The organism is Streptomyces sp. NPDC001492, from assembly GCF_053597275.1.
Map to the genome: position 1 here is coordinate 184,447 of NZ_JBSFHW010000012.1, position 25,599 is coordinate 210,045.

The following is a 25,599-nucleotide window of genomic DNA, read 5'->3' on the forward strand; positions in this document are numbered from 1 at the left end:
GCTACTCGCGGTCGTCCGCGGTGGCGCGACGGCGCCGCGCGAGGAGCAGTCCGGCGCCGGCGAGGACCACGACACCCGCGGCGACACCGACGATCACCCCGGTCGAGGAGCCCCCGGAGGAGGACCCGGAATCCGCCGGGACGGCCGACCACCAGCTCCAGTAGCCGTCCTGGCCGTAGATGTTGCCGGCGGCCTTCGGCATCGTCTCGATCGACTTGATCTGGTCGGTGCGGTAGGCCTCGACGGCGTTCGGATACGCCATGACGTTCATGTACCCCAGGTCGTACAGCCGCGACTCCATCTGCTTGACGACGTCGGCCCGTTTGGCGGAGTCGTACTCGGCGAGCTGCTTGGCGTACAGGCCGTCGTAGGTCTTGTCGCAGATGAAGTTGTCGGTCGCGCCGGTGTCCTTCGGGGTCGCCGGCAGGGCGGCGCAGGTGTGGATGGACAGCACGTAGTCCGGGTCGGGGTTGACGGACCAGCCGTCGAAGGCGAGGTCGTACTTGCCCGCGAGCCAGGGGTCGGTGACGTTGTCCAGGCAGTCGAGGGTCATGCCGATGCCCAGCTTGGCCCACCATTCCTTGAGGTACTGGCCGACCGCCTTGTCGTTGGGGTCGGTGGCGTGGCACAGGACCCGGTAGTTCAGCGGTTTGCCGTCCTTGCCGACCCGCTTGCCGTCGGCGTTCTTCTTGTAGCCGGCCTGGTCGAGGAGCTGGGCGGCCTTCGTGGGGTCGTAGGAGAGCGTCTGGCTCGCCGACGGTTTCCAGAAGTACGTCGAGAAGCGCGGCGGGATGTAGCCCTGGCCCTCGACCGCGTGGCCCTGGAACACCTTGTCGATGATGGTCTTGCGGTCGACGGCCAGGAACAGGGCGTGCCGTACCCGCTGGTCGAGCAGTGACGGGTCGCCGTCGCCGAACTTCTTGCCGTTCCTCGCCTGCGCGCCGGGGTTGGTGGCGAGAGCGTAGAAGCGCCGGCCGGGGGCGTCGTTGACGCGGATGTCCTGCCGGCCCTTCAGGGAGGCCGCCTGGGCCGGTGTCAGGGCGGGCGCCCCCGCGACGAAGGAGACCTCCCCCTTGCGCAGGGCGGCCACGGCCGCGTCCTGGTCCTTGTAGTACTTGAAGACCAGCTCGTCGAACTTGGGCGCCCCGCGCCAGAAGCTCTTGTTGGCCTTGAGCCGGACATAGCTGTCCGCCTTGTAGTCGGTGAGGACGAACGGCCCGTCACCGACGACGGGGAAGGACTTGTCGTTGTTGAACTTCGAGAAGTCCTTGACGTCCTTCCAGAGGTGCTCCGGCACGATCGGCACATCGAGCGCCGTCATGGTGGCCTGGGGCTTCTTCAGCTCGACGACCAGCTTGGTGGGGCTCGGTGCCGTCACCTTCCGGAAGTTGGTGACGAAGCTGCCGTTCGCGGTGGCGGCGGCCTGGTCGGTCATCAGCTTGTTGAACGTCCAGGCGGCGTCCTCGGCGGTCACCTTCTGCCCGTCCGACCACTTCGCGTCGGAGCGGATCGTGTACGTCCAGGTGAGCTTGTCGGCGGACGGCTGCCAACTGGTGGCCAGGCCCGGGACCGGGTGCGCGTCCCCGGGGTCGTAGTCGGTCAGGTACTCGTACGTCAGCCGCAGAACGCTCGTGCTGACCAGACGCACCGCCAGGAAGGGGCTCAGCGAGTCGACGCTCTGCGCCACGGCGACGGTGAGGGTCTTCTTGCCCTGGGCGGCCTCCGCGCGCTGGGGCGCCGGGTTGAGCGGAGTCGCGAGGCCCGCCGAGAAGGTCAGGGCGGCGGCGCCGGCGGCCGCCATGAGCCGGACCGTGTGCGATCGCGGTCTTCTCGGATGTGAACGCCTGGTGCCGTGCTGGTCTTGTGTGCTCATGGATCGTGACCTCACGTCATCGCTCGCACGGGGACGGCTGGTTCGGACTTCAGGAGCGGGTTTGGCCTGGTGACGGGCCGACTGGGTGATGAGTGTGTCTACCAGCGGCAGTCTGCGCACGTCAACGGCGCGTGAAACCATGGTGGCCTGCGAAAACGGCGAGTTGATGTTCGCTCGGACCGCTATTGGTCAAGACCTGTGAAGGGGTCCTGGTAGAGCGCTGACGCCGTGAACGGAGGGAACCGGCCACCGTGATGATGTCGTGACTCTTGCGAACGGACGATCCGTCCCCCCGGTACGGGACGGGTAGGGGCGGCCGGGGCGACAAAGGCTCGCCCGCACCCACAACCACGCCAGGACGGCACACCCCCCGAGCGGGTATCTCCCCCAGGAGCCCCGCGAACCGCAGTGCTGTCGTCTTCGCTCCCTCCTTCGGGCGACCCGTCCCGCAGATGGGTGCACCGAATGTGCAGTGCGTTCCACTTGCTCGGATATTGACCGGTAACGGTTGGGCATTCCGAGGAGGCACTCCATGCGTGGAGCCACGCACGCCACATGGGCCGCAGGCGCGGCGGCGCTCGCACTCGCCGCGACCGCCTGCGGCAGTAGCAGCGGCAGCGGTGGCGGCGGTGACAGCAGTGCGGTGCTCAGTTCCTCCTGGGGAGACCCGCAGAACCCGCTGGAGCCGGCCAACACCAACGAGGTGCAGGGCGGCAAGGTCCTCGACATGATCTTCCGGGGACTGAAGAAATACGACCCGAAGACCGGCGCCGCCAAGAACATGCTCGCCGAGAAGATCGACACCACGGACTCGCAGAACTTCACCGTCACCGTAAAGAGCGGCTGGAAGTTCAGCAACGGCGAAGCCGTCACCGCCACATCCTTCGTGGACGCCTGGAACTACGGCGCCAGTCTGAAGAACCACCAGAAGAACGCGATCTTCTTCGGGTACATCGACGGCTACGACAAGGTCCACCCGGAAACCGGCGCACAGACCGCCGACACGCTCTCCGGCCTCAAGGTCACCGGCAACCTGACCTTCACCGTCAAACTCAGCCAGAAGTTCTCGACCTTCCCGGACACCCTCGGCTACTCGGCCTTCGACCCGCTGCCCCAGGCCTTCTTCACGGACCACGCAGCGTGGATCAAGAAGCCGGTCGGCAACGGGCCGTACACGGTGGAGTCGTACACCAAGGGCTCGAAGATGTCCCTGAGGAAGTGGGACGCGTATCCCGGGACCGACAAGGCGCAGAACGGCGGCGTGGACCTCAAGGTCTACACCGACAACAACACCGCCTACACCGACCTGATGGCCGGCAACCTCGACCTGGTCGACGACGTCCCGGCCGCCCAGCTCAAGAACGTCAAGGCCGACCTCGGCGACCGGTACCTCAACACCCCCGCCGGAATCATCCAGACGCTCGCCTTCCCGTTCTACGACCCGGACTGGAACAAGAGCGGCTCGGAGAAGGTCCGCAAGGGCCTGTCCATGGCGATCAACCGCAAGCAGATCACCGACACGATCTTCCAGAAGACCCGCACTCCGGCCACCGACTGGACCTCCCCGGTCCTCGGCACGAAGGGCGGCTTCCAGGACGGGCTGTGCGGGGACGGCTGCACCTACAACCCCAGCGAGGCCAAGAAGCTGATCCAGGAGGGCGGCGGGCTGCCCGGCGGCCAGGTCAAGATCTCGTACAACGCCGACACGGGCTCCCACAAGGAGTGGGTGGACGCCGTCTGCAACTCCATCAACAACGCGCTCGGCAACGACAAGGCCTGCGTCGGCAACCCGGTCGGCACCTTTGCCGACTTCCGCAACCGGATCACGCAGAAGAAGATGTCCGGGCCGTTCCGGGCCGGCTGGCAGATGGACTACCCGCTCATCCAGGACTTCCTCCAGCCCCTCTACTACACCAATGCCTCCTCCAACGACGGCCACTGGTCCAACAAGGACTTCGACAAGCTGGTGAACCAGGCGAACGCCGAGACCGACACGACCAAGGCGATCGGGCTCTTCCAGGACGCCGAGAAGGTCGTCCGCGACAACATGGCGGCCATCCCGCTCTGGTACCAGAACGGCAGCGCGGGCTGGTCCGACCGGCTGTCGAACGTCGCCCTGAACCCGTTCAGCGTCCCCGTCTACAACGAGATCAAGGTCGGCTGACCGCGCATGGGACGGTACGTGGTCCGGCGTCTGCTCCAGATGATCCCGGTGTTCATCGGGGCCACGCTGCTGATCTTCCTGATGGTGAACGTGATGGGCGACCCCATCGCGGGACTGTGCGGCGAGCGGCAGTGCGACCCGGCCACGGCAGCGCAGCTGAAGAAGGAGTTCGGTCTCGACAAGCCGGTGTGGCAGCAATACCTGACCTACATGGGGAACGTCTTCACCGGCGACTTCGGTACGGCGTTCAACGGCCAGAAGGTCACCGAGCTGATGTCGACGGCGTTCCCGGTCACCATCCGGCTCACCATCGTCGCGATCCTCATCGAGATCGTCATCGGCATCACCCTGGGGGTGATCACCGGTCTGCGGCGCGGCCGGCCGGTCGACACCTCGGTCCTGCTGGCCACCCTCGTGGTCATCTCCGTCCCCACCTTCGTGACCGGCCTGCTGCTCCAGCTGCTCCTCGGCGTCGAGTGGGGCTGGATCAAACCGTCGGTCTCCACCGACGCCACCTTCAGCGAGCTGATCGTGCCGGGCCTGGTCCTCGCGTCCGTCTCCCTGGCCTACGTCACCCGGCTGACCCGTACCTCCATCGCGGAGAACCGGCGCTCCGACTACGTCCGCACGGCCGTCGCCAAGGGCCTGCCGAGGCAGCGGGTGATCATCCGCCACCTGCTGCGCAACTCGCTGATCCCCGTGGTCACCTTCATCGGCACGGACATCGGGGCCCTGATGGGCGGCGCGATCGTCACCGAGCGGATCTTCAACATCCATGGCGTCGGCTACCAGCTCTACCAGGGCATCCTGCGCCAGAACACGCAGACCGTCGTCGGCTTCGTGACCGTACTCGTCCTCGTCTTCCTGGTGGCCAACCTGCTGGTCGATCTCCTGTACGCCGTACTCGACCCGAGGATCCGCTATGCCTGAGCAGTACGAGTCCGAGGGCGCCATCTCCTCCACGGGCACGGGCGGCGCGATGGACCTGGCCGTGAGCGAGGGGGAGACGCTGGAGGGGACCCCCCGCGGCCCGGGCGGCGCCGGCCCGGCGGGCAGGCCGCGCTCCCTGTGGTCGGACGCCTGGCGCGACCTGCGCCGCAACCCCGTCTTCATCGGTTCGGCGCTGGTGATCCTGTTCCTGGTCGTGATCTCCCTGTGGCCGTCGCTGATCGCCTCCGGCAACCCCCTCAAGTGCGACCTCGCCAAGGCCCAGGAGGGCTCCCAGCCCGGGCACCCCTTCGGCTACGACGGCCAGGGCTGCGACGTCTACACGCGCACGGTGTACGGGACCCGCATCTCCATCAGCGTCGGCGTCCTGGCCACGCTCGGCGTCGCGCTCCTCGGCTCGGTCCTCGGCGGGCTCGCGGGGTACTTCGGCGGGGGCTGGGACTCGCTGATGTCCCGGATCACCGACATCTTCTTCGCGATCCCGGTCGTGCTCGGCGGTCTCGTCCTGCTCTCCGTGGTCACCAGCAACACCATCTGGCCGGTCATCGGGTTCATCGTGCTGCTCGGCTGGACGCAGGTCTACCGCATCGCCCGCGGCTCGGTCATCACCGCCAAGCAGAACGACTACGTGCAGGCCGCCCGCGCACTCGGCGCCTCCGACTCCCGCATCCTGCTGCGGCACATCACGCCGAACGCGGTCGCCCCGGTGATCGTCGTGTCGACCATCGCGCTCGGCACGTACATCGCGCTGGAGGCGACCCTGTCGTACCTCGGCGTCGGTCTGAAGCCGCCCACGGTCAGCTGGGGCATCGACATCTCGGCGGCCTCCCCGTACATCCGCAACGCCCCCCACATGCTCCTGTGGCCGGCCGGCGCGCTGGCGGTCACCGTGCTGGCGTTCATCATGCTCGGCGACGCGGTCCGCGACGCCCTCGACCCGAAGCTGAGGTGAGCCGACGTCATGCTGCTCGAAGTGCGGGACCTGCACGTGGAGTTCCGGACCCGGGACGGGGTCGCCAAGGCCGTCAACGGGGTCGACTACGCCGTGGACGAGGGGGAGACCCTCGCCGTGCTCGGGGAGTCCGGGTCGGGGAAGTCCGTCACCGCGCAGGCGGTCATGGGCATCCTCGACATGCCGCCCGGCAGGATCACGGGCGGGGAGATCCTCTTCCAGGGCACGGACCTGCTGAAGCTGAAGGAGGACGAGCGCAGGAAGGTCCGCGGCGCCGAGATGGCCATGATCTTCCAGGACGCGCTGTCCTCACTCAACCCCGTGCTCTCCGTGGGCGACCAGCTCGGCGAGATGTTCGTCGTGCACCGGGGGATGTCGAGGAAGGACGCGCGGGCGAAGGCCGTCGAGCTGATGGAGCGGGTGCGCATCCCGGCCGCCAGGGAGCGGGTCAAGGACTACCCGCACCAGTTCTCCGGCGGTATGCGCCAGCGCATCATGATCGCGATGGCGCTGGCACTGGAGCCCGCGCTGATCATCGCCGACGAACCGACGACGGCACTGGACGTCACCGTCCAGGCCCAGGTGATGGACCTGCTCGCCGAGTTGCAGCGCGAGTACAACATGGGGCTCATCCTGATCACCCACGACCTGGGCGTGGTCGCCGACGTCGCCGACCGGATCGCCGTGATGTACGCGGGCCGGATCGTCGAGTCGGCCCCGGTGCACGACATCTACAAGGTGCCCGCGCACCCGTACACCAAGGGCCTGCTGGAATCGATCCCGCGGCTCGACCAGAAGGGCCGGGAGCTCTACGCCATCAAGGGGCTGCCGCCCAACCTCATGCACATCCCGCCGGGCTGCGCCTTCCACCCCCGCTGCCCGATGGCCCAGGACGTCTGCCGGACCGACGAGCCGCCCCTGTACGAGGTGAACGGTGAGGAGCCGGCCCGGCGCAGCGCCTGCCACTTCTGGAGGGAGTGCATGAATGGCTGAGCCGATTCTGCAGGTCAGAGGGCTTTTCAAGCACTATCCGCTCACTCAGGGGATTCTCTTCAAGAAGCAGGTCGGCGCGGTGAAGGCCGTCGACGGCGTGGACTTCGAACTCGCCCGCGGTGAAACCCTCGGCATCGTCGGGGAGTCCGGCTGCGGCAAGTCGACGGTCGCCAAGATGCTGGTCAACCTGGAGAAGCCGACGGCGGGGGAGATCCGCTACAAGGGCGAGGACATCGGCAAGCTGTCCGGCAAGGCCCTGCGCGCCGTCCGGCGCAACATCCAGATGGTCTTCCAGGACCCGTACACCTCCCTCAACCCCCGGATGACCGTGGGCGACATCATCGGGGAGCCGTACGAGATCCACCCCGAGGTGGCGCCCAAGGGCGACCGGCGGGCGAAGGTCCAGGAGCTGCTGGACGTGGTCGGGCTCAACCCCGAGTACATCAACCGCTATCCGCACCAGTTCTCCGGCGGCCAGCGCCAACGCATCGGCATCGCGCGCGGGCTGGCGCTGCGTCCCGAGGTCATCGTCGCCGACGAGCCGGTCTCCGCGCTGGACGTCTCCGTGCAGGCCCAGGTCATCAACCTGATGGACCGGCTGCAGAGCGAGTTCGAGCTGAGTTACGTCTTCATCGCGCACGACCTGTCGATCGTCCGGCACATCTCGGACCGGGTCGGGGTGATGTATCTCGGGCGGATCGTGGAGACAGGCAAGGACGCCGAGATCTACGACCATCCGACACACCCCTACACCCAGGCGCTGCTGTCCGCCGTCCCCGTGCCCGACCCGGCAGCGCGGGAGCGCCGGGAGCGGATCATCCTCTCGGGAGACGTGCCGTCACCGACGAACATCCCCTCGGGGTGCCGCTTCCGCACACGGTGCTGGAAGGCGCAGGAGCGGTGCGCGCTGGAGGTGCCGCTGCTGGCGGTGCCTGCCGGGTTGCGCGGCGTGAGCGGTCCGGCCGCCCATGACTCGGCCTGCCACTTCGCAGAAGAGAAGGCCGTCGTGCCGACCGAGGAGTAACACGCAGGCAACTTGGCCGACCCGGTTCCGATATACGGACGCGTCAGTCTCTAGAGCGTACGGCCGTGCGGGTGCCGTAAACGGGCCGGGGCTCGCCATGTAGCCCCGGCCCGTTGCCGTGCCTAGGCCGGCCCCAGCGACCGCTTCAGGAAGTCGAGTTGGAGCCGCAGCAGGTTCTCGGCGACCGACTCCTGCGGGGTCATGTGCGTGACGCCGGACAGCGGCAGCACCTCGTGCGGTCGGCCGGCGGCCAGCAGCGCGGAGGACAGCCGCAGGGAGTGGGCGACCACCACGTTGTCGTCGGCGAAACCATGGATGATCATCATCGGCCGGTGCGGCTCGGCCGCGTCCACCAGGCCCGCGTCGTCGATGAGCGAGTTGCGGCGGTAGACCTCCGGCTGCTCGTCCGGGTGGCCGAGGTAGCGCTCCTGGTAGTGGGTGTCGTACAGCCGCAGATCGGTGACCGGGGCGCCCACCACCGCCGCGTGGAAGACGTCCGGGCGGCGCAGCACCGCGAGCGCCGCCAGATAGCCGCCGAAGGACCAGCCGCGGATGCCGACCCGCGTCAGGTCCAGCGGGAAGCGGTCGGCGAGCGCCCGGAGCGCGTCCACCTGGTCCTCGACGGTGACTCCCGCGAGGTCGTCGCGGACCGCCTTCTCCCAGGCCGGGGAGCGGCCGGGGGTGCCGCGGCCGTCCGCGACCACGACCGCGAACCCCTGGTCGGCGAACCACTGCGAGGTCAGATGCGGATTGTGCGCGGCCACCACCCGCTGGCCGTGCGGACCGCCGTAGGGATCCATGAGGACCGGGAGCGGGGTCTCGCCGTCGTGATCGCGGGGAAGCAGCACGGCGCACGGGATGCGCCGTGCGCCCCCCTCGGTGAGGGTCACCCGCGGGGTCATACCGGGATCCTCCGCGTACGAGGCGATGGTCGCCGTCTCCCCCCAGCCTCCGGCCGGGGGGACCCCCGTCTCCCTTCGGTCGCCGTCGCGAAGCACGCGCACGCGGGCGCCCGGCCGGTCCGGTGCGGCGGACACCAGTACGGTCACGCCCCCGGCGCGCACCGCCGAGTGCACGCCGGGCTCCTGCGAGACCCGCTCCAGGCCGAGTTCGTTGACACGGTAGACATGCACCTCGCCGGTCTCGGGCGCCTCGGCCTCCTCGCCGGCGGACGCGGCGATCAGCACGTTGTCGTCCGAGACGTCCAGCACCGCGCGGACGTGCAACTGCGGCCCGGTCAGCGGGCGTTCACCCACCGCCAGGACCCGCGCACCGCCCTCGTCCACGATGCGCACGAGCTGTCCGGACGGGCTCCAGCAGGGCACCCCGGGGAAAAGATCAAGCCAAATCTGATCTTCGTCCGCGTGCACCAGCCGGGTCGCGCCGGTCTGAGGGGTCACGGCCAGGAACAACTGGCTGCGCTGGTCGCGCGCTTGTACGAGCAGCAGGGGTGTGCCCGCTTCTGACCAGTGCACATGCGCCAGGTACGGATAGCGCGCCCGGTCCCAGGCGACCTCCGTGCGCACCCCGTCCAGACCGATCACGAACAGCCGTACGTCCGCGTTGTCGGTGCCGGCCGCCGGGTAGGCGACGTGCTGTGGCTCACGTTCCGGGTGGGCCGGGTCGGAGATCCACCAGCGCCGTACCGGCGTGTCGTCCACGCGCGCGACCAGCAGCCGGTCCGAGTCCGGGGACCACCAGAAGCCACGCAGGCGCTGCATCTCCTCGGCCGCGATGAACTCCGCCAGCCCGTAGGTGACGTTCGCCGACTCGGGCTCCGCAAGGGCCCGTTCGTCCTTGCCCTCGGCGCCCACCACCCGCAGCGCACCCTGCGCGACGTACGCGACGTGCCGGCCGTCGGGGGAGGGTCGCGGGTCGATCACCGGTCCGGGGGTGGGGAGTTCACGTGCCGTACCGGCCCGCAGCTCCGCCGTGAAAAGCCGCCCTGACAAGGCAAAGGACGCCAACTCCACGGCCGCGTCGGTGGCGTAGCCGACGATGCCGGCGCCGCCCTCGCGGCTGCGCTCGCGGCGCGCCCGCTCCTCGGGCGGCAGGTCCTCGGAGGCGCCGCCGAGCAGGGCGCGCGGGTCGGCCGCCACGCGCTCCCCGCCGTCCCCCACATCGAGCACCCACAGGGAACTCGCCCTGTCCGTACCGGAGGTGGAGCGCAGGAACACGACACGGGTGCCGTCGGGCGCCACGGTGAAGGCGCGCGGCGCGCCCAGGGTGAACCGCTGGGTGCGGGCGTGCCTGCGGGGGAAGGAGTCGGACGTCGTCGTCATGCCCTGACCATATTGGCCATGCGCCCCCTTGTGCGGCCGTGCGCCGATCGATGCGCGCGGTCGGATAGTTATGATCACTAGCGCATAGTGGGTATCAACCTGCTGGTTGTTGTGTGGTTTTGTCCGGCCCCTAAGTCCGACCCCCGCGCTCTTGGGACCTTTGGAGGTGAGCCGCCGTGGCACTCTCGATTTCGGCGGTGGTGCTGCTGGCGATCATCGTCTTCCTTCTGATCAAGAAGTCAGGTCTGAAGGCGGGGCATGCGATCGTCTGCATGCTGCTCGGGTTCTATCTCGCCTCCTCGACCGTTGCTCCCACGATCAGCGAGCTGACGACGAACATCGCGGGGATGATCGGCAGCATCAAGTTCTGACGCCCGGGCTGCACCGCGCTGTCGGTGCCGCCTCGTAGGCTGGCTCCATGACGGAACAGCCCTCCCGGCGTCTGCTGCTGGTGCATGCGCACCCGGACGACGAGTCGATCAACAACGGCGCGACCATGGCCGCCTACGCGGCCGGGGGTGCCCGCGTGACCCTGGTCACCTGCACCCTCGGTGAGCTCGGCGAGGTCATTCCGCCGGAGCTCGGGCACCTCACCGGCGCCGCCCTGGGCGAGTACCGGCTGCGGGAGCTCACGGCCGCCATGCGCGCGCTCGGCGTCGAGGACTTCCGTCAGCTCGGCGGCCCGGGCCGCTACCGCGACTCCGGGATGATGGGCCTGCCCGACAACGACGACCCGGCCTGCTTCTGGCAGGCGGACGTGGACGAGGCGGCCGCCCACCTTGTCGAGGTGATCCTGGAGGTACGCCCCCAGGTCCTCGTCACCTATGACGACAACGGCGGATACGGCCACCCGGACCACATCCAGGCCCACCGCGTGGCCATGCGCGCCACCGAACTGGCCGCGCGGGCAGGGTGGGAGATCCCCAAGGTGTACTGGAACCGCGTGCCGCGGCCCGTCGCCGAGGCCGCCTTTGCCCGGCTTGCGGAGGATCTGCCCGGTCTTCCCTTCTCCAAGGCCGCCGTCATCGACGACGTACCGGGTGTCGTGCCCGACGACCGGATCACCGCCGAGATCGACGGCACCGCGCACGCCGCCGCCAAGGCCGCCGCGATGCGGGCCCACGCCACCCAGATCGAGGTCGCGGAACCGTACTTCGCGCTCTCCAACGAACAGGCGCAGCCCCTCTTCACCACCGAGTACTACGAACTGGCGCGCGGGGCGGCGGCGGAGCCGAGAGAGACCGATCTCTTCGCCGGGACCGAGTCCGCCGGTGCCGAGGAGGCGTCATGACGGAGCGCGGTTCCCTGCTCGCCCAGCCGCTGCGGCGGCCCTCCCCCGGACGGACGCTCCTGTACGTGGGCCTCTTCGTGCTCGGCGCGGTCGTCGGCGCGGCCGGTGCGCTGGTGCAGGCCGGCTGGTTCCCCGGCGGGCTGCTGCTCGCCCTCGCCGGCGAGGCCGGGCTCTGTCTCGGCGGCGGACGGGCCACCGGCAGCCGCGGCGGGGCGATCGCACCTGCCGCCGGATGGATGATCTCCGTCATCCTGCTCACCGCCAGCAGACCCGAAGGGGACTTCCTCTTCGGCGCGGGAGGTGGTTCCTATCTCTTCCTTCTCGGAGGGATGGCCATCGCTGTGATCTGCGCCACCCTTGGACAGGGGCGGCAACCACGTGCCCGTGACGTCCGACTTGGCAAGTGACGTACCACTTCGCCATTAACCGAGCGTGGGAGTCCCGTGTGGGTTTCCCCGGCGGTCATGGGATACGCGCCAGAAGTGGCCAGTATGGTGGTGCGCGCCGCCGAGCCGCCCGTGAGGTTGTGTCGGGCGGCGGAGCCAACCGGGAGAACCTGCCTTGAGTCGTGAAACTGACACTCCGTCCTCCGGGCCCAACGGGCGCGGCCAAGCCGCATACCCGTCGGGCACGCCGCCGTACGGGACCCCCACGGCTTCCGACGCCGGTACGGATGCGGGCCGTTCGGCCACGCAGCCGGAGGACCGCAAGACCGAGACCACGCTGACGACCCGGATCCGGATCAACATCCCCGGGTCGCGGCCCATTCCGCCGGTCGTCGTGCGTACGCCCGTCGCGGGCACCGAAGGCTCCGACGACACCGGGGAGACCGAGGCTCCGGCGACCGGTGCCACCCAGGCCATGGGCACCGTCGAGCCCCCGGCCGAGCCCGCCCAGCCCGCCGAGGACAGGACGAGCGGGTGGTTCGCGCCCCGCAAGTCGGCGCCCGCCAAGGGCGGTCAGGGCGGCGGCTCCACCAACGGCGCCGGTCTGCCGGGCGGTTCGGGCGCGGGTGCGCCGCCCGCCCCGGGTGCCGGTCCCTTCGGCGCGGGTGCCCCTTCCGGCGGCGCGCGTCCGGGCGCCGGTCGTCCCGGCGGTGTGGTCGGCTCCATGAGCGTGCCGGGCGGCTCCCGGCCCGGCGGCGCGGGCGGCGGCCGCCCGGGCGGGACGAACGGCGCCGGGCTCCCCGGAGCGACCGGCGGACCCGTGGCCCCCGGGCACGGCGGCGGCACCGGTTCCTTCGACGTCACCGAGGCGCTGGCCGCGGGACCGCTCGGCAACGGCGCGCGCCCGGGCGGCCGGGGCAGCGAGCCGAGCCGTGACGAGCTCCCGTACTTCTCGGACGGCGAGCGCGACACCCAGAACGGGCAGAACCGGCAGAACGGCCAGGGCGGTTACGGCGGCCCGGCAGGCGCGAGCGGCTTCAACGCGCCGAACGGCCGCGGCGGCCAGGTCGGCGGAGCCCAGGGCCCCGCGGGCCCGACCGTCGGTCCGGTCACCGGTGACGGCCCCGTGACCTCGCCCTTCGGTACGGGACCCGGCCCCCAGGGACCCGGCGGCCCCGGCGCACCCGTCGGCCTCGGCGGCCCCGCGGGCATCGGCGGCCCAGGTGGCCCCGGAACCATGGGCGGCACGCACGGCGCGGGCCTCGGCCCCGGTGGCGGCCTCAGCGACGACACCGCGATCCTCACCCCGCAGAAGCCGGCCGCCGAGCCGGGCCAGCAGGGCTTCCCGGCGCCCGACAACATCTCCGGACACACCGTCACCAGTGGCGTCCCGGTCGGGTCGCCCGGCGCGAGCTCGCCGTTCGGCCCCGGCTCCCACACCGACGGACCGCTGCCGCACACGCCCCCGAAGCTGCCCGAGCCGGCCGGACAGAACAAGCCGGCCGCTTCCGCCCCCAAGAAACAGAAGAAGGGGCGCAACAAGCTGGTGCTGCTCGGCACCGGCGTGGTCATCGTCGGCGGTCTCGCCTACGGCGCCGGGCTGCTGATGAACCACTCCGACGTGCCCAAGGGCACCACCGTGCTCGGCGTCGACATCGGCGGCGGCACCCGCGACGAGGCCGTCAAGAAGCTCGACGCGGCCTTCGGCGACCGGGTGAACAAGCCGCTGAAGCTCTCCGTCGGCGGCAAGACGGTCGAGCTCAAGCCGGACCAGGCGGGCCTCCAGTTCGACGAGCAGGCCACGGTCGCGGCGGCCGCGCAGGCCGACTACAACCCGATCTCCGTCATCGGCTCCCTCTTCGGCAACCACCGGGTCGTCGACCCGGTCATGCCCGTCGACGAGGAGAAGCTGACCGCCGCCCTGAAGGCCACGGCGGGCGGCTCCGGCTCGATGACCGAGGGCACGATCGAGTTCAAGTCCGGCAAGGCCGTCGCCGTCTACGGCAAGGCGGGCAAGGGCATCGACGCCGCCGGGTCCGCCCGGGCGGTCGAGGAGGCGTACCGCAGCCAGGTGGAGACCAACGCCACCGACCCGGTCACGGTCGTGACCACGACCCAGCAGCCGACGGTCACGAACGCCGAGGTCGACCGGGAGATGAAGGCCTTCGCCGAGCCGGCGATGTCGGGGCTCGTCACGGTCAAGACGGACACCGGCGTCTCGCTGCCGCTCAGCCCGCAGAACTCCCTGTGGAAGTTCCTCAGGGTCGCGGCCGTGGGCGGCAAGCTGGTCGACAAGCCGGACCTCGCCGCGCTCAAGCAGCTCTACGGCGGCCAGTTCGACAACGTCCTGATCACCCGGGGCACCGGCAAGAAGACGGCCGTCACCCCGCAGGACGTCTACGTCGCCCTGCGTCAGGCGCTGCTGAGCAAGACCAACCGGGTCGGGATCATCAAGACCAACCCGAGCTGACGTCAGCCCGGAAAGGGGGCACCCGGCAGGCGCCGGGTGCCCCCTTCGCCGTATGTCACGGTCCGCCGTATGACATCTGTCATCCGGCGGTCAGGACCGCCGACACTGCCGCGACCTGGGCCTGCGCGGCCACCATGGGTCCCATGACGACGACAGCGAAAGCGACCACCACCCCGGTGGTCGGCTTCGACCAGGTGAGCAAGACGTACGGGACCGTACGGGCCGTCGACGGGCTGACCCTGGCCCTGCACCCGGGGGAGACCGTGGCCCTGCTGGGGCCGAACGGAGCCGGCAAGTCGACCACGCTCGATCTGCTGCTCGGCCTCAAGAACCCCGACAGCGGCACGGTCCGCGTCTTCGGCACCAGCCCGCGCGAGGCCATCGTCGCCGGGCGCGTGGGCGCCATGCTGCAGAGCGGCGGGCTGATGGACGAGGTCACGGTCGCCGAGCTGGTGAAGCTGGCCTGCGACCTGCACCCGAAGCCCTACCGGGCGAAGGACGTGCTCGCCCGCGCCGGTATCTCGCAGATCGCCGACCGCAAGGTCAACAAGCTCTCCGGCGGCCAGGCCCAGCGCGTCCGCTTCGCCCTCGCCACGGCCGGCGACAGCGACCTGATCGTCCTCGACGAGCCGACCACCGGCATGGACGTCTCGGCCCGCCAGGCCTTCTGGGCCACCATGCGCGAGCAGGCCGACCAGGGCCGTACGGTCCTGTTCGCCACGCACTACCTGGAGGAGGCGGACGCCATCGCCGACCGGGTGCTGGTCCTGCACCGGGGCCGGCTGCTGGCGGACGGCACGGCGGCCGAGATCAAGGCGAAGGCGGGGGCCAGGCGGGTGGCCTTCGATCTGGAGGGTCCGATCGACGAGGCGCCCCTGCGTGGCCTCCCCTTCCTGACCTCGATCGACGTATCGGGCCAGACCGTCCGCATCCAGTCCTCCGACGCCGACGCGACCGTGCACGCCCTGTACGGCCTCGGCGTCTACCCCCGCAACCTCGAAGTCGCCGGGCTCGGTCTGGAGCAGGCCTTCGTCGCCATCACCGCCGCCGAGGAGGCGAAGCAGTCGTGAACAGTCTGATCAAGCTGGAGCTCACCCGCGCCCTGCGCAACCGCAAGTTCCTGTTCTTCTCGGTGATCTACCCGTCGGTCATCTTCCTGCTCGTCTCCAACCAGACGGGGAAGGTCGCCGGCAGCGGCCTGAGCGTCGCCTCGTACGTCATGGTCTCCATGGCCTCCTTCGGCGCCCTGACCGCGGTGCTCATGGGCAACAGCGAGCGCATCGCCAAGGAGCGGGAGGGCGGCTGGGTGCGGCAGCTGCGGCTGACCACGCTGCCCGGGCGCGGCTATGTCCTCGCCAAGACCGCCGGCGCCGCGGTCGTCAGCCTGCCGTCCATCGTGGTCGTCTTCCTGGTCGCCGCGGCCGTGCGGGGCGTACGGCTGGACGCCTGGCAGTGGTTCGCGCTCACCGGGGCGATCTGGGCCGGCAGTCTGGTCTTCGCGGCGCTCGGCGTCGCCATCGGCTACCTGGCCACCGGGGACGCGGTCCGTCCGATCACGATGATCACGTACTTCGGCCTGTCGATCCTCGGCGGTCTGTGGATGCCGTCCACGACCTTCCCGCAGTGGCTGCAGGACATCGCCAAGTGGCTGCCCACGCACGCGTACGCTGCCCTCGGACGGGCCATCGAACAGAGCCGGTCCCCCGAGACCAAGGACCTCGCCCTCCTCGTCGTCTACTTCGTCCTGTTCGCGGGCGGCGCGGCGTGGCTGTACCGGAAGGACACGCTGAAGGCGTGAGCACGATGACGGACGACGGGCTGCCCGCGGAACTGCGGGCCGAGAACGCGATCCGGGTCGGCCAGCCGCCCCGCAACCGGGGCGAGGCCACGCGCAAGCTGGTCTGGATCCTGCCCTGGCTGATCTTCCTCGGGTCGCCGGTGCAGGACCTGACCTCCGGCCACCACACGCCTGCCGCGACCGCGGCGGGCTGGGTGGCCCTGACCTCCTTCACCGGCGTCTATCTGGCGCTGGTCTTCCGGAACATGGGCCGCCCGTACTCCGGACGGGCCGTCGGTGCCCTCGTCGCCGTGCTCGGCACGCTCGCCCTGGTCCTGTGCCTCACCCTCGGCAGCGCGTGGATCGGCCTCTTCGTGTACGTCTCCGTCACCTGCGGCGCCACGCTGCCGCAGCGGATCGCGTACTGGGCGATCGGTCTGAACACCCTCACGATGCTCCTGGTCCTCCTGCACTTCCGTGCGGACGACTGGAGCCTCGTCCTGGTGGTGCTGCTCCTGGGCTTCGCGATGATGGGCGTGAAGCAACTGGTGCGCACGACCGTCGAGTTGCGCAAGGCCCGCGCCACGGTCGCCCAACTGGCCGCCAACGAGGAGCGTCTGCGCCTCGCCCGCGACCTGCACGACCTCCTCGGCCACTCCCTCTCGCTCATCACCCTCAAGAGCGAACTGGCCGGCCGTATGCTCCCCGACCACCCCGAGAAGGCGGCCCAGCAGGTCGCCGACATCGAACAGGTCAGCCGTCGGGCCCTGGTGGACGTCCGCGAGGCGGTCAGCGGCTATCGCCGCCCGCGCCTGTCCGAGGAACTCGCGGGCACCCAGGTCGCCTTGACGGCGGCGGGCGTCACCGCCGAGGTCCGCGACCAGCCGGACCTCACCGGCGTCTCCTCGGAGAGCGAGTCCGCCCTCGCCTGGGCGCTGCGTGAGGCGGTCACCAACGTCGTACGGCACAGCGGCGCCACCCGCTGCACGGTGGAGGTGCTGCACCGCCAGACCCTGGACGGCCCGGTCCTCGAACTAGCCGTCGAGGACAACGGCTCCGGCGGCCCCGGCAAGGGCCCGGGCAACGGTCTGACGGGCTTGACGGAACGCCTGGAGAAGGCCGGCGGCACCCTGGAAGCCGGCCGTATCAAGCACGGCTTCCGCCTCGTCGCCCGCGTCCCCGCCGACACCCCGTCGGCCGTAGGATCCGGGGCATGAGCTCTACGATCAAGGTGCTCCTCGCCGAGGACCAGTCCATGGTCCGCGAGGCGCTGGCCGCCCTCCTCGGCCTGGAGGACGACATCGAGGTCGTGGCCCAAGTGGCCCGCGGCGACGAGGTGTTGGCGGCCGCCCGCGAGCACGCCGTGGACGTGGCCCTCCTCGACATCGAGATGCCGGGCTGCACCGGCATCGAGGCGGCGGCCCAGGTCCACAAGGCCCTGCCCGGCGTGAAACTGGTCGTTCTCACCACCTTCGGCCGCCCCGGCTACCTCCGCAGCGCCATGGAAGCGGGCGCCGACGCCTTCCTGGTCAAGGACGCCCCGGCAGCCCAACTGGCAGAAGCGGTACGCAAGGTGCTGGCGGGGGAGCGGGTCATCGACCCCACCCTGGCGGCAGCGGCCCTCGCCGAAGGCGCCAACCCCCTGACGGACCGAGAGCGAGAGGTCCTGCGCGCGGCGGCGGACGGTTCGACGAACGCGGAACTGGCGAAGACCCTGCATTTGTCCCAGGGCACGGTCCGCAATTACCTCTCGACGGCAATCCAGAAACTGGCGGTAAGAAACAGGGCGGAGGCGGTACGGATCGCTAGAGAAAAGGGCTGGCTGTAGCCCTCCTAGGGGCGCGGGGCTGTGCTGATATGCGGCTCCGCCGCGTGGGCGCGACAAGCCGCGACGAACCTGCACTCGCGAAATCACAGGTTCCCCTATGGCGAATAGGCGAACTCAGTTGAGAAGTGCCCGAGCCGCCCGGGCCTGCCCCCGCACTCGCTCCGCGGCAACCTCATCCACCGCACTGATCAACTCCGCGTACTCCTCCAACTCCACCGCCCCCTCGACGAAGTCACCCCGCTGGACGAGCACCTGCGCCCGCTCATACCGCAACCGCGCAGGACGCGAAGGCAACAACAACGACAGCTCCACCGCCCACAAGGACACGTCCGACCGCTCCGGCCGAGCGGCCGCCCACGCCCGGATGTTGTTGAGGATCCGCAGAACCACATCCAGCGGATCCGCCGCCGTCAGCATCGAGGGATCGAGTGCGGCCCCCGTGGCCCCGGCCACCAAGAGCTCGGCGTCGCCGACCCCCAGCACACGCCCCCCGTCGAACGGATCCACCAGCACCTGCTCCTCCCGAGGCCCGAACCCGACCACGAAGTGCCCCGGCAGCGCGACCCCGTACACCGGCGCCCCCGCCCGCCGTGCGACCTCCATCCACACCACCGACAGCAGGATCGGCAGCCCGCGCCGCCGCCGCAGCACCTCGTGCAGCAGTGAGGACTCCAGGCGCTGGTAGTCGGCGGGGGAGCCGCGGAAGCCGTCCTGCACCCCGAGCAGGTGGTGCAGCGCCGTCGCCCACGCCATCGGACCGCCCGGCCGGAACGGCACCCGCCCCGCCAGCCGGTCCAGCTCCATCTGGGCGGCGTCCAGGCCCGCCTCGTCCAGCGCCCCGTCCGCCTCCGCGCCCACCAGCAGGCACAAGGTCGACAGATCGGGCCGCTCGGAGCGCGCCTCCTCGGCGAACCGCCGCCGCAGTTCGGCGGACCGCTCGGGCGGTGGGGGGTATGGGGGACGCATAGCAGCCTCGTGCCCTCTCGCGGCGATCGGTACTACTGGCCGCTGCCGGGAGCCGCCGGCTCCCGGTAGTGGTGGTACGCGTGGTGCGCGGCGAAACCCATCCCGGCGTACAGCGCCCGCGCCCCCGCGTTGTCCTCCTCGACCTGCAGCCAGGCGGCCGAGGCGCCCTCGTCCAGCGCCCGCCGGGCCAGCGCGGCCATGACGGTGGTGGCCAGCCCGCGCCGCCGCTGCTCAGGATCCACCTCGACGGCCGCGAAGGACGCCCACCGCCCGTCCACGACACACCGCCCGATCGCCGCGGGCGCCGCACCCTCCGACGAGCCGGCAACCGTCGCGAACCACACCGAGGGCCCGCTCCGGAGCACCTTGAGCGCCACCTCGCTCACCCCCTTGCGCTGGTACCGCGCAAGCCACGCCTCGTCCGCCTCCCGGGACAGCACGACCCCGGCCGCCTCCGCCCGGTCGGCGACCGGCGCCAGCGCCCCAATCCACAGCTCGGCGGTCACCTCACGCACCCACCCGCGCCGCTCCAGCTCCGCGCACAGCAGCTCCTGCGTGCCTTCGGCACCGGTCGCGGTCTGGATGTACGCGGGCAGCCCACGCTCGCCGTACCACCGTCGTACGACGTCGAGGGCCTCGTCGAGCGGCACACCCGGGTCGCCGAGCGGCAGCACCGAATTCGCCCGCCGGGTGAACCCGGCCGCGGCCCGCAGCTCCCACCCGCCGAGCCGCTCGCTCTCCACCGGCCGCCATGCGCGCGAGGCGACGTGCGCGAGCTCCTCGTAGGAGGCGGCGGGACCCCGCCGACGGGCCGGTGCGGTGGGCACGACCTTTCCCGCGACCAGGGCGGATTCCGGAATCCGGACGCTCTCGCCGTCCTTGCGTGTGATCAGCAGCACACCGTCGTCCCATGATGTGAGAACACCCACCGTGTCGGTGAACTTCTCCTCCGGGCGAGCAGGTTCGATCAAGCGTCGTACCGAGACCCGTTTCCCCACGTCAGCAGCGGTGATACGAACCTTAAGACGTCCGCCGGCCGAGATTTCCACAGGTCAGTTCACCCCTCCTGTTCGGATCATGCCCAAGAACGGAGATACTAGGGGCGGGCATCGACGACGCCGCGCTCCCGCGCGCCAGGCGGCGGAGCCTACGGAGGCCCGCCAGCGCCCTATCGAGGAGGAACGACAGCGTGACCTACGTCATCGCGCAGCCTTGTGTCGACGTCAAGGACAAGGCGTGCATCGAGGAGTGCCCGGTCGACTGCATCTACGAGGGCCAGCGGTCCTTGTACATCCACCCGGACGAATGCGTCGACTGTGGTGCCTGTGAGCCGGTATGCCCGGTCGAGGCGATCTTCTACGAGGACGACACTCCGGAGGAGTGGAAGGACTACTACAAGGCGAACGTCGAGTTCTTCGACGAGCTCGGCTCCCCGGGCGGCGCCAGCAAGCTGGGCCTGATCGAGCGGGACCACCCCTTCATCGCCGCGCTGCCGCCCCAGGCCGAGTAATCAGCTGAGCGGCCCGCACACCGTGCCGCCTCGGTCCCGTACGGCCGGATCGCCCTGGTGATCGCCGTACGGGACCGAGGCGTTTGCCGTACCAGGGCCTTTGAGCCGTCTGCCGTACCAGAAAGTGAGCCAGATCCCGTGTCCGCAGTCTCCGACCGCCTGCCCACCTTCCCCTGGGACAAGCTGGAGCCGTACAAGAAGACGGCCGCCTCGCATCCGGACGGCATCGTCGACCTCTCCGTCGGCACCCCGGTCGACCCGGTCCCGGAGCTGGTTCAGAAGGCCCTCATCGACGCGGCGGACTCCCCGGGCTATCCGACGGTCTGGGGCACCCCGGCCCTGCGCGACGCGATCACCGGCTGGGTCGAGCGCCGCCTCGGCGCCCGTGAGGTCACGCACCGGCACGTCCTGCCGATCGTCGGCTCCAAGGAACTCGTCGCCTGGCTCCCGACGCAGCTGGGCCTCGGCCCGGGCGACAGGGTGGCGTACCCCCGCCTGGCCTACCCGACGTACGAGGTGGGTGCCCGTCTCGCCCGTGCGGAGTACGAGGTCTACGACGATCCGACCGACCTCGACCCGGCGAACCTGAAGCTGCTCTGGCTCAACTCGCCGTCGAACCCGACCGGCAGGGTGCTGGGCAAGGAGGAGCTGACCCGGATCGTCGCCTGGGCGCGCGAGCACGGGATCCTGCTCTTCTCCGACGAGTGCTACCTGGAGCTGGGCTGGGAGGCGGACCCGGTCTCGGTCCTGCACCCCGATGTGAACGGCGGCTCGTACGAGGGCATCGTGTCCGTCCACTCCCTCTCCAAGCGCTCCAACCTGGCGGGCTACCGCGCGGCCTTCCTGGCCGGCGACCCGGCCGTGCTCGGCCCGCTCCTGGAGATCCGCAAGCACGGCGGCATGATGACGCCGGCGCCCACCCAGGCGGCCGTGGTGGCGGCCCTCGGCGACGACGCCCATGTCCGGGAGCAGCGCGAGCGGTACGCGGCCAGGCGCCAGGCCCTGCGCGCTGCGCTCCTCGGCCACGGCTTCCGCATCGAGCACAGCGAGGCCAGCCTCTACCTGTGGGCGACGCGGGACGAGTCCTGCTGGGACACGGTGGCCCACCTGGCCGAGCTCGGCATCCTGGTCGCGCCGGGCGACTTCTACGGCACGGCGGGCGAGACGTTCGTGCGTGTGGCGCTGACGGCGACGGACGAGCGGGTGCGGGCGGCCGTGGAGCGGCTGTAGCCGTCGTGGACGTGACGAGGGGGCCCGGGACGCTGTCCCGGGCCCCCTCCGCGTTTCAGGTGGCTCAGCCGCCGATCGGCAGGCCCTTCACCGGCAGGTTGCCGGTGTTCGGCAGGCCGCCCTTGGCCAGCGAGCCGGCCGGCAGGGCGCCGCCGTTCTGGCTCGCGGTCTGCGTGGTGACGCCGACGATCTCCCCGACGGAGCCCGCCGCGGCGCCCGCCGCACGCTGCGCGGCCGGGGCCGCCTTCTTCGCCACGCTGCCGCCGGTCTTGCCCGCGGTCGGCACGGCCTTCTTGACCGCGTTGCTGCCGGCTTCGCCCGCGAGCCCGGTCACGTTCTGCGCCGCACCGTCGACGGTGTTGCCGACGCTCGCCCCGTCCAGCGAGGTCAGACCTGCGGTGGTCGGGGCGGCGGGCAGTTCGGGGGCCGCGCTGGCGGAGCCGGCCGCACCGACCCCGGCAGCCGCTCCCGCTGCGACGAGCAGCGCGGCACGGGCGATCCGACGGGTCAGGGGGAGGGACATGATGCTCCTTCGATGGATGTTGATCGTCCGGGCTCGGACGACGTGACTACCGCTCGAAGGCCCCGAAGGTTGCGGCGTTCCAACGTAAAGAGTTGGCAATGCGTCGCATTATCGGCTGCGGATAAAAACGGGCAAAAAGCGTCCGGCCGGAAAGCCTGCCGAATCCTTACATCCCTTTGTTGTCAAGGGCTTTGACGGATGCAGGGGTGACGGTGCGAAAACCTGCCCACACCGTGGATCAAGCATGCCCGGCATAACCCGTGCGGGTGACGGACCGTACTACTGCGCAGTGACGATTCGGACCGCGCCGGCGGCCTTTTCCGTTCCGCCGGCGCCTTCCGCGGCGACCGCGTGCCAGGGGTTGTCGGCATTTCCGGCGGTCCACTCCCGCCCGCCGTAGGAGACTCGCTCGATGTGCAGGGCGGAGGAGTTGGCCACCGCCCAGTGGGCGAGCTGCCAGCCGCGCTGGCGGACGCTGCGGCCCTTGGCGGGGCTCTTGCCGGCCGCGACGGGGAGCGTGACGGTGCGGGCGCTCGCCCCCGTGCCCCCGGTCGGCGAAGGTGCCGGTGTCGACACCGCGTTCACTTCCACGGCGGCCGGCTGCAGCGCGTCGCGCCCGAAGTCCCGTACGAGAGCGGCCCGCACGGCGTCCGGACCCGCCGCCTGCGTGGTGGCGGGGAGGCCGGCGCAGGTCAGGGTGGCCGCCGAGTTCCCGGTGAGGGCGGCGGAGAGGAGGGCGGCGTCCGGCTCGTGCTTGGCGTACGCCTCGGGATATCCGCTGCGCTGCACACGCTGCGCGGCGACCGTGAGGGGGAGCTTCGCGTAGTCGTGCACCTTGGCCAGGTGCCGGTAGAACTCGCCGGCCGCGTACGTCGGATCCAGGATCTGCTTCTCCGTGCCCCAGCCCTGCGAGGGCCGCTGCTGGAACAATCCGAGCGAGTCCCGGTCGCCGTGCTCGATGTTGCGCAGCTGCGACTCCTGGAGCGCGGTCGCGATCGCGATGGTCACCGCCCGCTCGGGCATGCCGCGCCCGGTGCCCACCGCGGCGATCGTGGCCGCGTTCACCGCCTGCTCCGGCGTGAACTCGTACGCCGCTCCGTCGGCCGCGCCCGAGACCACCCTGCAGCCCGATCCGCCTCTGCCGGTGATGTACTGCACCGCGAGATAGCCCGCGACGGCGAGCAGGACCACGAAGGCCGCCGCGACACGGAAGAGGCGGCCACGGCGTTTGAGGGCGGATGACGGCTCTGGCACGTCGTACAAGGTAGCGGAGGGCTCTGTGGCCCACGTGCCGGATGTGACGGGTGGGCCTGGGCGGTGGCGGGTTAGGGTCGACGGCATGGCCGACACCCCACTTGACCTCACCCTGGACGCCGCCGAGCTCACCGCGCAGCTCGTCGACTTCCCGTCCGAGAGCGGCACCGAGAAGCCCCTCGCGGACGCGATCGAGTCCGCCCTGCGTGCCCTGCCGCACCTGACGGTCGAGCGGTACGGCAACAACGTCGTCGCGCGGACGAACCTGGGCCGGGCGGAGCGCGTGATCCTGGCCGGCCACATCGACACCGTGCCGATCGCGGGCAACGTCCCCTCCCGGCTGGACGCGGACGGCGTCCTGTGGGGCTGCGGCACCTGCGACATGAAGTCGGGCGTGGCCGTGCAGCTGCGCATCGCGGCCACGGTCCCGGCCCCCAACCGCGACCTGACCTTCGTCTTCTACGACAACGAAGAGGTGGCGGCGGACCTCAACGGACTCAAGCACGTGGCCGAGGCGCACCCCGAGTGGCTGGAGGGCGACTTCGCGGTGCTCCTCGAGCCGTCGGACGGCGAGGTCGAGGGCGGCTGCCAGGGCACCCTCAGGGTCCTGCTGAAGACGACCGGTGAGCGGGCGCACTCGGCGCGCAGCTGGATGGGCTCCAACGCCATCCACGCGGCCGCGCCGATCCTGGCCCGCCTGGCCTCCTACGAACCCCGCTACCCGGTGATCGACGGCCTGGAGTACCGGGAGGGACTGAACGCGGTGGGCATCTCGGGCGGGGTGGCCGGCAATGTCATCCCCGACGAATGCGTGGTCACCGTCAACTTCCGCTATGCGCCCGACCGCACCGAGGAGGAGGCGATCGCCCACGTCAGGGAGGTCTTCGCGGACTGCGGAGTGCAGGAGTTCGTGGTGGACGACCACAGCGGCGCGGCCCTTCCCGGACTCTCGCACCCCGCCGCGGCGGCCTTCATCGAGGCGGTCGGCGGGACCCCGCAGCCGAAGTACGGCTGGACGGACGTCTCGCGTTTTTCCTCCCTCGGCATTCCCGCGGTCAACTACGGCCCCGGCAACCCGCACTTGGCGCACAAGCGGGACGAACGGGTCGAAACAGCGAAGATCCTGGCGGGGGAGCAGCGGCTGCGGGCCTGGCTGACGGCGTAGCCCGTACACCGCTCCACGGCGGACATGCCCGCGTCCCCCGTCCGTAACCCGCGTAGATCTACCCTGAGGTGGAAACACCTGCAAGCGGAGGGAGCGCACATGGCTACCGGGAACCCCGAGGGCAAGAAGGTGCCGCCGGATGAGCAGCGTCTCGGACCGGTCCTCCGAAGGCGCGGCCAGGTGACGGAGAGCACGACCGACCAGCGGCTGCTGGACGAGCGCGCTCCCACCGACTGGGTCCACACGGACCCCTGGCGGGTGCTGCGCATCCAGTCGGAGTTCATCGAGGGCTTCGGCACCCTCGCCGAACTCCCGCCCGCGATCAGCGTGTTCGGCTCGGCGCGCACACCCGTCGACTCCCCGGAGTACGAGGCGGGCGTCCGGCTCGGACGCGGCCTGGTGGAGGCGGGCTGGGCGGTGATCACCGGCGGCGGCCCGGGCGCCATGGAGGCGGCCAACAAGGGCGCCTGCGAGGCGAAGGGCATCTCGGTCGGCCTCGGCATCGAGCTGCCCTTCGAACAGGGCCTCAACCCCTACGTCGACATCGGCCTGAACTTCCGCTACTTCTTCGTCCGCAAGATGATGTTCGTGAAGTACGCGCAGGGCTTCGTGGTCCTGCCCGGCGGCCTGGGCACCCTGGACGAGCTCTTCGAGGCCCTGACCCTGGTGCAGACCCAGAAGGTGACCCGCTTCCCGATCGTGCTGTTCGGGAGCGAGTACTGGGGCGGCCTGGTCGACTGGCTCAAGAACACCCTGATCGCCCAGGGCAAGGCGTCGGAGAAGGACCTGCTGCTGTTCCACGTCACGGACGACGTGGACGAGGCGGTGGCGTTGGTGTCGAAGGAAGCGGCACGCTGAGCATGTTCAGCTGGCCCGCACCCTGACCGCGTCCGGACCCCACGGTTCGATACGGAGCGTCTCCTGACGGCCGCTCCACTCCAGCGCGCCGTCCCGCTCCCGGAA

The 25,599-nt window shown here is 70.5% G+C and carries 23 protein-coding genes; 17 read left to right on the forward strand and 6 right to left on the reverse strand.

Annotation, left to right across the window (positions count from 1 at the left end):
• Window position 1 precedes the first annotated feature (1 nt).
• Window positions 2–1,873 carry an ABC transporter substrate-binding protein gene (locus tag ACWC1K_RS18055; protein ID WP_450832411.1) on the reverse strand — a complete coding sequence of 624 codons (1,872 nt, stop codon included), beginning with the start codon at window positions 1,871–1,873 and terminating at the stop codon, window positions 2–4.
• Between the two features lie 532 nt (window positions 1,874–2,405).
• Between ACWC1K_RS18055 and ACWC1K_RS18060 the strand changes: the two genes are divergently transcribed.
• From ACWC1K_RS18060 to ACWC1K_RS18080, 5 genes are read left to right on the forward strand one after another with little or no spacing between them, the layout of a single operon-like run.
• Window positions 2,406–4,037, forward strand: a complete 1,632-nt coding sequence (locus ACWC1K_RS18060; RefSeq protein ID WP_450832413.1) for a peptide ABC transporter substrate-binding protein — start codon at window positions 2,406–2,408, stop codon at window positions 4,035–4,037.
• Window positions 4,038–4,043: 6 nt separating this feature from the next.
• Window positions 4,044–4,967, forward strand: coding sequence for an ABC transporter permease (locus tag ACWC1K_RS18065; protein ID WP_450698395.1), 924 nt, complete (start codon window positions 4,044–4,046; stop codon window positions 4,965–4,967).
• A complete protein-coding gene (locus ACWC1K_RS18070) occupies window positions 4,960–5,937 on the forward strand; it encodes an ABC transporter permease (protein ID WP_450832414.1) in 978 nt (325 codons plus the stop codon). Before ACWC1K_RS18065 ends, ACWC1K_RS18070 begins: the two co-directional genes overlap by 8 nt.
• Before the next feature lie 9 nt (window positions 5,938–5,946).
• A complete protein-coding gene (locus tag ACWC1K_RS18075) occupies window positions 5,947–6,930 on the forward strand; it encodes an ABC transporter ATP-binding protein (RefSeq protein ID WP_450832416.1) in 984 nt (327 codons plus the stop codon).
• Window positions 6,923–7,954, forward strand: a complete 1,032-nt coding sequence (locus ACWC1K_RS18080) for an ABC transporter ATP-binding protein (RefSeq protein ID WP_450832418.1) — start codon at window positions 6,923–6,925, stop codon at window positions 7,952–7,954. The genes ACWC1K_RS18075 and ACWC1K_RS18080 overlap by 8 nt, the downstream gene beginning before the upstream one ends.
• A 122-nt stretch (window positions 7,955–8,076) precedes the next feature.
• Here ACWC1K_RS18080 and ACWC1K_RS18085 read toward each other — a convergent pair whose 3' ends face one another.
• On the reverse strand, window positions 8,077–10,236 hold the full coding sequence (locus ACWC1K_RS18085; protein ID WP_450832419.1) for a prolyl oligopeptidase family serine peptidase: 2,160 nt from the start codon (window positions 10,234–10,236) through the stop codon (window positions 8,077–8,079).
• 176 nt (window positions 10,237–10,412) lie between these two features.
• On the opposite strand from ACWC1K_RS18085, the gene ACWC1K_RS18090 reads away from it, so the two are divergent.
• The 8 genes from ACWC1K_RS18090 (at window position 10,413) to ACWC1K_RS18125 (ending at window position 17,988) form a co-directional block, all read left to right on the forward strand.
• Window positions 10,413–10,607: a hypothetical protein gene (locus ACWC1K_RS18090; RefSeq protein WP_003992731.1), complete on the forward strand. Its 195-nt coding sequence runs from the start codon at window positions 10,413–10,415 to the stop codon at window positions 10,605–10,607.
• Window positions 10,608–10,654: 47 nt separating this feature from the next.
• Window positions 10,655–11,527, forward strand: a complete 873-nt coding sequence (gene mshB / locus ACWC1K_RS18095; RefSeq protein WP_450832420.1) for an N-acetyl-1-D-myo-inositol-2-amino-2-deoxy-alpha-D-glucopyranoside deacetylase — start codon at window positions 10,655–10,657, stop codon at window positions 11,525–11,527.
• Complete coding sequence (locus ACWC1K_RS18100) at window positions 11,524–11,934, forward strand: DUF6113 family protein (protein WP_450832422.1); 411 nt, start codon at window positions 11,524–11,526, stop codon at window positions 11,932–11,934. The genes mshB and ACWC1K_RS18100 overlap by 4 nt, the downstream gene beginning before the upstream one ends.
• 154 nt (window positions 11,935–12,088) lie before the next feature.
• Window positions 12,089–14,383, forward strand: coding sequence for a hypothetical protein (locus tag ACWC1K_RS18105; RefSeq protein ID WP_450832424.1), 2,295 nt, complete (start codon window positions 12,089–12,091; stop codon window positions 14,381–14,383).
• A 143-nt stretch (window positions 14,384–14,526) separates the two neighbouring features.
• Window positions 14,527–15,453, forward strand: a complete 927-nt coding sequence (locus ACWC1K_RS18110; protein ID WP_450832426.1) for an ABC transporter ATP-binding protein — start codon at window positions 14,527–14,529, stop codon at window positions 15,451–15,453.
• Window positions 15,450–16,181 (forward strand): ABC transporter permease, encoded by a 732-nt coding sequence (locus tag ACWC1K_RS18115; protein WP_450832428.1) that lies wholly within the window; start codon window positions 15,450–15,452, stop codon window positions 16,179–16,181. The genes ACWC1K_RS18110 and ACWC1K_RS18115 overlap by 4 nt, the downstream gene beginning before the upstream one ends.
• Window positions 16,182–16,186: 5 nt before the next feature.
• Window positions 16,187–17,377 carry a sensor histidine kinase gene (locus tag ACWC1K_RS18120; protein ID WP_450832457.1) on the forward strand — a complete coding sequence of 397 codons (1,191 nt, stop codon included), beginning with the start codon at window positions 16,187–16,189 and terminating at the stop codon, window positions 17,375–17,377.
• Window positions 17,374–17,988 (forward strand): response regulator, encoded by a 615-nt coding sequence (locus ACWC1K_RS18125; RefSeq protein ID WP_450832430.1) that lies wholly within the window; start codon window positions 17,374–17,376, stop codon window positions 17,986–17,988. The genes ACWC1K_RS18120 and ACWC1K_RS18125 overlap by 4 nt, the downstream gene beginning before the upstream one ends.
• A 114-nt stretch (window positions 17,989–18,102) precedes the next feature.
• Here the strand turns inward: ACWC1K_RS18125 and ACWC1K_RS18130 are convergent, their stop codons facing one another.
• Complete coding sequence (locus ACWC1K_RS18130; RefSeq protein ID WP_450832431.1) at window positions 18,103–18,954, reverse strand: transglutaminase family protein; 852 nt, start codon at window positions 18,952–18,954, stop codon at window positions 18,103–18,105.
• 32 nt (window positions 18,955–18,986) lie between these two features.
• Complete coding sequence (locus ACWC1K_RS18135) at window positions 18,987–20,003, reverse strand: GNAT family N-acetyltransferase (protein ID WP_450832433.1); 1,017 nt, start codon at window positions 20,001–20,003, stop codon at window positions 18,987–18,989.
• 140 nt (window positions 20,004–20,143) lie between these two features.
• Here ACWC1K_RS18135 and fdxA point away from each other — a divergent pair, with 140 nt between their 5' ends.
• Together fdxA and ACWC1K_RS18145 are read left to right on the forward strand one after the other, a co-directional pair.
• Window positions 20,144–20,464, forward strand: coding sequence for a ferredoxin (gene fdxA, locus ACWC1K_RS18140; protein WP_030929316.1), 321 nt, complete (start codon window positions 20,144–20,146; stop codon window positions 20,462–20,464).
• Between the two features lie 138 nt (window positions 20,465–20,602).
• Window positions 20,603–21,694, forward strand: a complete 1,092-nt coding sequence (locus ACWC1K_RS18145; RefSeq protein WP_450832435.1) for a bifunctional succinyldiaminopimelate transaminase/glutamate-prephenate aminotransferase — start codon at window positions 20,603–20,605, stop codon at window positions 21,692–21,694.
• Window positions 21,695–21,758: 64 nt separating this feature from the next.
• On the opposite strand, the gene ACWC1K_RS18150 is transcribed toward ACWC1K_RS18145, so the two are convergent.
• Both ACWC1K_RS18150 and ACWC1K_RS18155 read right to left on the reverse strand, forming a co-directional pair.
• Window positions 21,759–22,217, reverse strand: coding sequence for an ATP-binding protein (locus tag ACWC1K_RS18150; protein WP_450832437.1), 459 nt, complete (start codon window positions 22,215–22,217; stop codon window positions 21,759–21,761).
• Window positions 22,218–22,496: 279 nt separating this feature from the next.
• Window positions 22,497–23,471, reverse strand: a complete 975-nt coding sequence (locus ACWC1K_RS18155; protein WP_450832439.1) for a heavy metal transporter — start codon at window positions 23,469–23,471, stop codon at window positions 22,497–22,499.
• 85 nt (window positions 23,472–23,556) lie between these two features.
• Here ACWC1K_RS18155 and dapE point away from each other — a divergent pair, with 85 nt between their 5' ends.
• Entirely contained in the window at window positions 23,557–24,636 is a 1,080-nt protein-coding gene (dapE, locus tag ACWC1K_RS18160) for a succinyl-diaminopimelate desuccinylase (protein WP_450832441.1), read from the forward strand.
• Between the two features lie 99 nt (window positions 24,637–24,735).
• Window positions 24,736–25,494, forward strand: a complete 759-nt coding sequence (locus tag ACWC1K_RS18165) for an LOG family protein (RefSeq protein WP_232647819.1) — start codon at window positions 24,736–24,738, stop codon at window positions 25,492–25,494.
• Window positions 25,495–25,599: the final 105 nt, after the last annotated feature.

Bases quoted from the DNA above. Each gene is read 5' to 3' on its own strand.
- ACWC1K_RS18055 (WP_450832411.1), bottom strand. From the start codon at position 1,873: ATGAGCACACAAGACCAGCACGGCACCAGGCGTTCACATCCGAGAAGA.
- ACWC1K_RS18060 (WP_450832413.1), top strand. From the start codon at position 2,406: ATGCGTGGAGCCACGCACGCCACATGGGCCGCAGGCGCGGCGGCGCTC.
- ACWC1K_RS18065 (WP_450698395.1), top strand. From the start codon at position 4,044: ATGGGACGGTACGTGGTCCGGCGTCTGCTCCAGATGATCCCGGTGTTC.
- ACWC1K_RS18070 (WP_450832414.1), top strand. From the start codon at position 4,960: ATGCCTGAGCAGTACGAGTCCGAGGGCGCCATCTCCTCCACGGGCACG.
- ACWC1K_RS18075 (WP_450832416.1), top strand. From the start codon at position 5,947: ATGCTGCTCGAAGTGCGGGACCTGCACGTGGAGTTCCGGACCCGGGAC.
- ACWC1K_RS18080 (WP_450832418.1), top strand. From the start codon at position 6,923: ATGGCTGAGCCGATTCTGCAGGTCAGAGGGCTTTTCAAGCACTATCCG.
- ACWC1K_RS18085 (WP_450832419.1), bottom strand. From the start codon at position 10,236: ATGACGACGACGTCCGACTCCTTCCCCCGCAGGCACGCCCGCACCCAG.
- mshB (WP_450832420.1), top strand. From the start codon at position 10,655: ATGACGGAACAGCCCTCCCGGCGTCTGCTGCTGGTGCATGCGCACCCG.
- ACWC1K_RS18100 (WP_450832422.1), top strand. From the start codon at position 11,524: ATGACGGAGCGCGGTTCCCTGCTCGCCCAGCCGCTGCGGCGGCCCTCC.
- ACWC1K_RS18110 (WP_450832426.1), top strand. From the start codon at position 14,527: ATGACGACGACAGCGAAAGCGACCACCACCCCGGTGGTCGGCTTCGAC.
- ACWC1K_RS18120 (WP_450832457.1), top strand. From the start codon at position 16,187: ATGACGGACGACGGGCTGCCCGCGGAACTGCGGGCCGAGAACGCGATC.
- ACWC1K_RS18125 (WP_450832430.1), top strand. From the start codon at position 17,374: ATGAGCTCTACGATCAAGGTGCTCCTCGCCGAGGACCAGTCCATGGTC.
- ACWC1K_RS18130 (WP_450832431.1), bottom strand. From the start codon at position 18,954: ATGCGTCCCCCATACCCCCCACCGCCCGAGCGGTCCGCCGAACTGCGG.
- ACWC1K_RS18150 (WP_450832437.1), bottom strand. From the start codon at position 22,217: ATGTCCCTCCCCCTGACCCGTCGGATCGCCCGTGCCGCGCTGCTCGTC.
- dapE (WP_450832441.1), top strand. From the start codon at position 23,557: ATGGCCGACACCCCACTTGACCTCACCCTGGACGCCGCCGAGCTCACC.
- ACWC1K_RS18165 (WP_232647819.1), top strand. From the start codon at position 24,736: ATGGCTACCGGGAACCCCGAGGGCAAGAAGGTGCCGCCGGATGAGCAG.